We start from the raw sequence: 6,583 nt of genomic DNA on the forward strand, positions 1-6,583 counted from the left end.
AGCATTCATGACCCCTGAAGAAACCCAGCGTTTAGAATCAAGTATCCAAAAGACTTTATCCACTCACACTAAAAGCGACAAAAGTTTTCTGTGGATGGCTTATTGGGTCATCTTCGATCGTGAAGCAGACCCGGATGGGCTAGAAGCTTGGTTAAACGATATCAAGGGTGGTTTGAGTCGAGCTGATGTCATCAAAAAAATGGTTGAGTCAGAGGAATTTCAAAGACGCCTTCCAGGTGGAGGAGAGGGAAACCAAACTCTTCATAGACTTCACAGTGGCAGAATGAAAATGGTGAAAACACTACTTCCACCGGCTAAAGTTGTTTTAGATTTGGGAGGTTATTCGGCCTCTGATCAAAAAGGTGCTTTATTGCAACTAGGCTATTCTAATCTACCGGAAAAGCTCTATATATTAGACTTTCATCCTGACCAAATGATGTTTCCCGGGCCGGAGTGGCCAAAACACATTAACCACCAAGGTTGTGAAATTGAATATGTCTATGGCAGTATGAATGATTTAGATTCATTTGAGGAAAACTTTTTTGATTTGATTTGGTCTGGAGAATCTATAGAACACATAACCCCTGAAGAGGCTGAAGCAGTTTTCGATCGAGCATACAAATTATTAAAGCCAGGTGGGAAGCTAGCACTAGATACCCCAAATAGGCGAGCCACCAAGCTACAATGCCCTGATACCTATATCCATCCCGAACACAAAATAGAGTATTATTGGGAAGATTTATGCAAACTCTTAGAGAAACATAACTTCAAAATCATTGAAACCAAGGGAATTATCGATTTATCAACAGCAATTGAAAAATCTAGCATGGAACATTTTAACCATGAATTTATGAACAGTCAACTCATAAATGATAATCCCGATAAATCCTATTGTTTCTACATTTGCTGTATGCGAGCAGAAGATTGTTAGGGTTGTTGGTACAGAAAATTCCAGGTTTATGAAGTACACTGCAGATCCGATCTATCCCGGTAGGGACACGGGGAGCAGCCGTGTCTCAAGCTGCACTTCATCAACCTGGGATACGCTGTAAGTGTAGCCCTATTTTGTCTGAACCGTATTGCGTTAAAACCTTGAGCGCTCTAATTCTCTTTGAGCTTCCAAAGCCGCTTGTTTCCAAGCTTGAGCTTGGGATTCATACCAGCTTTTTTCTTCTATTGTCCTGGTAATATATTCCAGGCGATGTCTAATTTTTTGACCGATAACCTCTGGACTCAATAAAGACCTAATCTCCTTAGCTCCTCTCACTCCTACTTGCTGTGCTTGCGGATAATTTTGAAAGACATACTGCATCAGCTCCACTGTATGCTCGATATCCGGCTCAGCCCAGATACTACCTTGTGGGTAAAGTCCATAAGGTTCAGTCGTTGCCACTAGATCGTACTTGACCAAAAAACTATTGCCGACATTCATAAAATCGGTATTGGATGAATAAGCCGTAGCTATGACTGGCTTGCCGTAATACATTGCCTCCGCCATAGTCAAGCCAAAACCCTCAGCCCGATGTAGCGATACATAGCAGTTACAATTATCTACTAACCCATGAACCTCTTCCTTGCTCAAATGCCCTTCGATAAGTTGAATAGATGGCCAGTCTTCTGTCATTGCCTTTAGTTGATCGTACTGATTTTGATAATAAGGATGAGGTCTAACCTTAATAATCAGTAAAACATCTTCATTAGACTTCCCAAAAGCTTTTTTAAACGCCTCAATGGTAGCAAAAGGATTTTTTCGCTCAAAACCGCTACCCATGTCGAACATGAACAGAAAAATAAATTTGTCTGTGGGTAATCCTAAAGCTTCTCTGCCCAATTCGTTGGGCGGTAAATAAATGCTAGGTGGTAATTTGACCACGGGAAGAGGCGAGACATCGGAAATGGTTTCAGCAGTATAATTACTGTAAGTCCACACCTCATCAAATCGATTAAAAGCCCCCATAAAAAAATTTGGAAATACCGGAAGTTCCCAAATCCAAAAACCAATATTATAGCGATCCTTAAAATATTCAGGATCGATACAATTCAACAATGACTCGTGCGGGTTAGTATGGACGATATTAATGGGATAAGAATGATCGCTGGAAAAATTGGTGTATGTAGAATCTAAGTTGCGTTGCGAATCTTCTTTCAGATCCTTGATTGTAAAAGGAATGTTAGCTGCTTCTATCGCTCTGATAGTCCCTCGCACACCCCCGCCCAAACCAAACTCGCCACTCACATGACCGATAATATTAACTCCCAACTTAAAATTTGTGTTATTGAACATGATTGAACTCCTAATAACAAATATCTACAGTAAATTAAACTTTTTAAGTTTTAGCAAGCCTGTGGTGTTGCACTAGTTCAGATTGAACTTGCTGTGTTGTCTGCCGCCAAACTTGGATTTGAGAATGAGCCAAAGCCGTCTCTTGCTGCATCTGATGGATGCGAGTTGACCAGTTTGTAGATTGGTTCATTCTGTTTCTAATGATTTCCAACCGATTTTTGATTTTCTTGCCTAGAAGTTGAGGACTCAGTAAAGACTTGATTTCTTGAGCTGCTCTTGCTCCTACTTGTTGTGCTTCCTGGGGATTTTCAACAACATACTGCATTAATGATGCTGCATGATCTATATGGGGATCTGCCCAGTAATTACCTTTAAAGTAAGGCCCATAATCTTCTGTCAGCGTCACTATGTCATATTTTACTGGAAAACTATTGCCGACATTCATAAATTCCATATTCGATGAGTAGCCAGTCGCAATTACGGGTTTGCCGTAGTACATCGCTTCCGCCATTGTCAAACCAAAACCTTCGGCCCGGTGCAGGGAAACATAGCAGTCGCAATTGGCAACTAAAGCATGAAGTTCTTCTCTCTTTAAATGCCCATCTATAAAGTGAACTGGCCAGCCTGCTGCTTGCGCTTTGAGTTTGTCTCGCTCTTTGGGGAAAAAGTTGCCATTAGAAAACTTGAGTACCAGTAAGACATCTTCATTCGATTGAGCAAAAGCTCGCTTAAATGCCTCCAAAGTAGCAAAGGGATTTTTGCGACCTATGGTACTGTGGAAGTCAAACATGAACAAAAAGATAAATTTGTCTTGGGGTAATCCTAATTGTTCTCTATCAAATGACGGTTCGGGAAATTCAAGGCTGGACATCATCTTAATCACAGGGACGGGGGATACGGGCGCGATCGCTTCAGCGCAGTAATTGCTATAAGTCCATATCTCGTCAAATAAAGAAAAAGCGTACAGCCACCCTGGAGGAAATATCGGCAGTTCCCAAGCCCAGAAGCCAATATTGTATCGACCTTTAAAGCATTCGCGATCGACCATGTTGAAAACAACGGGTTCTGGCAGAGTGTGAATCAGGTTAATGGGATAGGGATTTTGCTCGGAAAAACTGGTGTAGCTGTTATCTAAATTTCGATGCCAATCTACCTTAATATCCTTGAGTGCATAGGGAACACCAGCAGCTTCGATCGCTCTGAGAGTGGCCCTCGAACCTTCTCCCAGACCATATTCACCGCTCAGGTGTCCGATAAAATTGATGCCGAAATTAGAATCTAGTGTTTGATTTAACATTGTTCGTCTTTTACTGAAGAAATATCTAGAATAAATGCTTGAGAATTCAGGACTCTTATCGTTGAAATTAAGAGTATTTTGCTAACTCTTTCTGTACCTGTAATGCTGTCTGCCTCCAAGCTTGGGCTTGACGAGCCAATAGATCTCTTTCTGTCTGAAGTTCATGGAACCGATTTGACAACTGGGTATGATTTAGATGTGCCCTGATAAATTCAAGGCGATTTTTTATTTTTATACCTACAGCTTGAGGATTTAATAAAGACCTGATTTCCTTGGCTGCTATTTTTCCTGTTTTCTGAGCTTCCTGATAATTCTCAAATACATACTGCATCAAAGACGCAGCATGATCGATATCTGGTTCCGCCCACACACTGCCTTTGGGGTAAGCTCCATAATCTTCAGTTGTTGTCACCAGTTCGTATTTAACCGGAAAACTATTGCCAACATTCATAAATTCCATATTAGATGAATAGGCTGTGGCGATTACTGGTTTGCCGTAGTACATGGCTTCCGACATTGTTAAACCGAAGCCCTCAGCCCTATGCAGAGATACATAACAGTCACAACTATTAACCAAGCCGTGAATCTCTTCTTTTTGCAAATGTCCGTCTATAAACTGAATAGATGACCAACCATCAGCCAAATCAATTAGTTCCTGTCGCCGTTGCGGAAAAAGATGAGCATTGGCAAACTTGAGAACGAGTAAAACATCTTGATTAGATTTACCAAAAGCTCCTTTAAATGCCTCAACGGTGGCAAAGGGATTTTTCCGTTCAAAGGAACTGCCAAAGTCAAACATGAATAGAAAAATAAATTTATCTTTGGGTAAGTTGAGGTTATCTCTTGTTAATAATGGTTGCGGGAAGGCAAGACTCACAGGAATTTTGAGTACAGGAACTTGGGAGACGGCAGAAAATGCTTCTGCACAAAAATTACTGGTAGTCCAAATTTCATCAAATAAATCAAAAGCCCACTGCCATTCAGAGGGAAATACTGGCAGTTCCCATAGCCAGACACCTATATTGTATTTCCCTTTGAAATATTCAGAACCAATTCCGGGAAAGTATCCTGCTAAAATCTGCTCAACCCAATTGGGGTTGGTTTGGATTATATTGATTGGATATGGATTGTCGTCGGAAAATTTTTTGTAGCTGGTATCGGAGTTGGGTAGCCAATCTATTTTTAGATCCTTAACTGCAAAGGGAATTCTGGCTGCTTCTAGGGCTCGGAGATTTCCTCTAGCGGCTTCCGCTAGCCCAAAATCTCCGGTTATATGACCGGCTAAATTTACACCCAAAGAATTATTTAGTTGATGATTTAACATTGGTCTTGGTTTTGGCTGAGTAGAAATGTCTGAATATGAGTGAAAAACGATTTAATCTATGAAGCCTTTTTAATGAGCAACCCCAAGGATGTTGTGACATATTGTTCCAACTGAAGCTTTAAGTGTATCCCCGACCAGGGCGGTACGTCTATGTGACGATCGAACGGCCCGCTTCCAGTGTTGTAGTTGAGGACTATTTCGTGTCCTTGGCTTGTCAACTCTGCTGCGAGTCTGTCGATGTCCTGCCGTCGAAACAGTACAGTCTGTTGGTGGTCGATCGTCGCGTCATTAGAAAAAACGTTGAATTCGGTGGTATGTACTGCTATTCCGCCCGGACGCAGACACTTAAGGCTGTTTTTGACGAATTGCAGTCCCAGTTCGATCGAGCCGACGTGCTCGAAAGCGCAAGACGAATAGACAAAATCGAAGCCGACCAAATCAGGATCTATCTTGTTCATATCTGCCACGCGGTAACTCACCTTTGATGCGAAGCGTTCGGGGGGGCAGATGCCGCGATCGTTAAGTGCCTCTAGCGTGGCTGCATATTGACCGGTACCTGCCCATCCCTGCTTAGTGGCTTCCTCTGAATCTAGGTCTGTGGCCACCACTTCGCAGCCTCGCGCAGCCATTACAGCTACTAACGGTTCCTGGCCGACACCAAAACCTAGTCCGCGCCTGCCTGGTGACATCATGCCCGCCTCAGACAGACACTGGAGGATATAGGCGTACTCCCACAGTTTTCGATGAAATATTGGCTCGTGCGGCAGACGAGTTTCCTCACACCAATAGTAGAAGGCATCCGATCGACACTGGGCCTCGGTGGCCATTTGCGAGACTGGATTGGTTAAGTTGGGCTCGTCATTGACAATCAATGGCTGATGCTTAATGGTAGTTTTCTCAATACTGAAACCCGAGTTTGTAATCATAGCTTGCTTGCAATCTCTTACTAATGGATGGTCAGCACTGTCTTGCCATTAATGCTGCGACGCATCAATTCTTTCCATTCTGCTGAGTTAACTAAGGTATTGGTATCGAGGATATCTCCTTTTTCTGACGAAAAGCGAGCAAAATTTTCTAACCAGTTCAAGACTGTTTCTGTTGTTGAAAAAGGCGTGCACTTCAAGGATTCTTTAAGAAAGTTAGCCATCCCCGCCCTATCGCCTTTGCAATAAGCGTACCACCCCTCCCACAATAAGTCTTTGTACTGCATCTGACTTTTGACCTCAGTTTCTCTAACCCTAGCTTGCGAAAACTTTAATCTTTCCAATTCACTCTGAGCCTGATGGAGTTGTAACTGGGATGGTTCTAATTCGCTCTGAGTCTGATGCAGTTGTAACTGCGATTGTTCCAATTCACTCTGAGTCTGCTGCTGGATTGCTTGGGATTGTTCCAATTCACTCTGAGTCTGATGGAGTTGTAACTGAGATTGTTCCAATTCACTCTGAGTCTGCTGCTGGATTGCTTGGGATTGTTCCAATTCACTCTGAGTCTGCTGCTGGATTGCTTGGGATTGTTCCAATTCACTCTGAGTCTGATGCAGTTGTAACTGGGATTGTTCCAATTCACTCTGAGTCTGATGCAGTTGTAACTGGGATTGTTCTAATTCACTCTGAGTCTGATGCAGTTGTAACTGGGATTGTTCCAATTCACTCTGAGTCTGATGCAGTTGTAACTGGGA

The 6,583-nt window shown here is 42.6% G+C and carries 5 protein-coding genes and 1 pseudogene; 1 reads left to right on the plus strand and 5 read right to left on the minus strand.

The window, feature by feature from the left end; translation table 11 throughout:
• Nucleotides 1-7 precede the first annotated feature (7 nt).
• Nucleotides 8-931 carry a DUF4214 domain-containing protein gene (locus tag QUA74_RS12820; protein ID WP_333144861.1) on the plus strand — a complete coding sequence of 308 codons (924 nt, stop codon included), beginning with the start codon at nucleotides 8-10 and terminating at the stop codon, nucleotides 929-931.
• A 153-nt stretch (nucleotides 932-1,084) separates the two neighbouring features.
• On the opposite strand, the gene QUA74_RS12825 is transcribed toward QUA74_RS12820, so the two are convergent.
• The 5 genes and pseudogenes from QUA74_RS12825 to QUA74_RS12845 form a co-directional block, all read right to left on the minus strand.
• Complete coding sequence (locus QUA74_RS12825) at nucleotides 1,085-2,284, minus strand: glycosyltransferase (RefSeq protein ID WP_333329078.1); 1,200 nt, start codon at nucleotides 2,282-2,284, stop codon at nucleotides 1,085-1,087.
• A gap of 43 nt (nucleotides 2,285-2,327) precedes the next feature.
• Entirely contained in the window at nucleotides 2,328-3,581 is a 1,254-nt protein-coding gene (locus QUA74_RS12830; protein ID WP_333329081.1) for a glycosyltransferase, read from the minus strand.
• Between the two features lie 67 nt (nucleotides 3,582-3,648).
• Nucleotides 3,649-4,905 (minus strand): glycosyltransferase family 4 protein, encoded by a 1,257-nt coding sequence (locus tag QUA74_RS12835; protein ID WP_333329083.1) that lies wholly within the window; start codon nucleotides 4,903-4,905, stop codon nucleotides 3,649-3,651.
• Between the two features lie 56 nt (nucleotides 4,906-4,961).
• Entirely contained in the window at nucleotides 4,962-5,831 is an 870-nt protein-coding gene (locus QUA74_RS12840) for a class I SAM-dependent methyltransferase (RefSeq protein ID WP_333329085.1), read from the minus strand.
• Between the two features lie 20 nt (nucleotides 5,832-5,851).
• A pseudogene (locus QUA74_RS12845) lies at nucleotides 5,852-6,583 on the minus strand (hypothetical protein); the annotation flags it as partial.

Origin of the sequence: Microcoleus sp. LAD1_D3 (assembly GCF_036702135.1) — a bacterium.
In the GTDB taxonomy this organism is placed as follows: domain Bacteria; phylum Cyanobacteriota; class Cyanobacteriia; order Cyanobacteriales; family Microcoleaceae; genus Microcoleus.

What these genes read in the sequence shown, in the direction of transcription:
- QUA74_RS12835 (WP_333329083.1), bottom strand. Translation starts at nt 4,905, where the DNA reads ATGTTAAATCATCAACTAAATAATTCTTTGGGTGTAAATTTAGCCGGT.
- QUA74_RS12820 (WP_333144861.1), top strand. Translation starts at nt 8, where the DNA reads ATGACCCCTGAAGAAACCCAGCGTTTAGAATCAAGTATCCAAAAGACT.
- QUA74_RS12840 (WP_333329085.1), bottom strand. Translation starts at nt 5,831, where the DNA reads ATGATTACAAACTCGGGTTTCAGTATTGAGAAAACTACCATTAAGCAT.
- QUA74_RS12830 (WP_333329081.1), bottom strand. Translation starts at nt 3,581, where the DNA reads ATGTTAAATCAAACACTAGATTCTAATTTCGGCATCAATTTTATCGGA.
- QUA74_RS12825 (WP_333329078.1), bottom strand. Translation starts at nt 2,284, where the DNA reads ATGTTCAATAACACAAATTTTAAGTTGGGAGTTAATATTATCGGTCAT.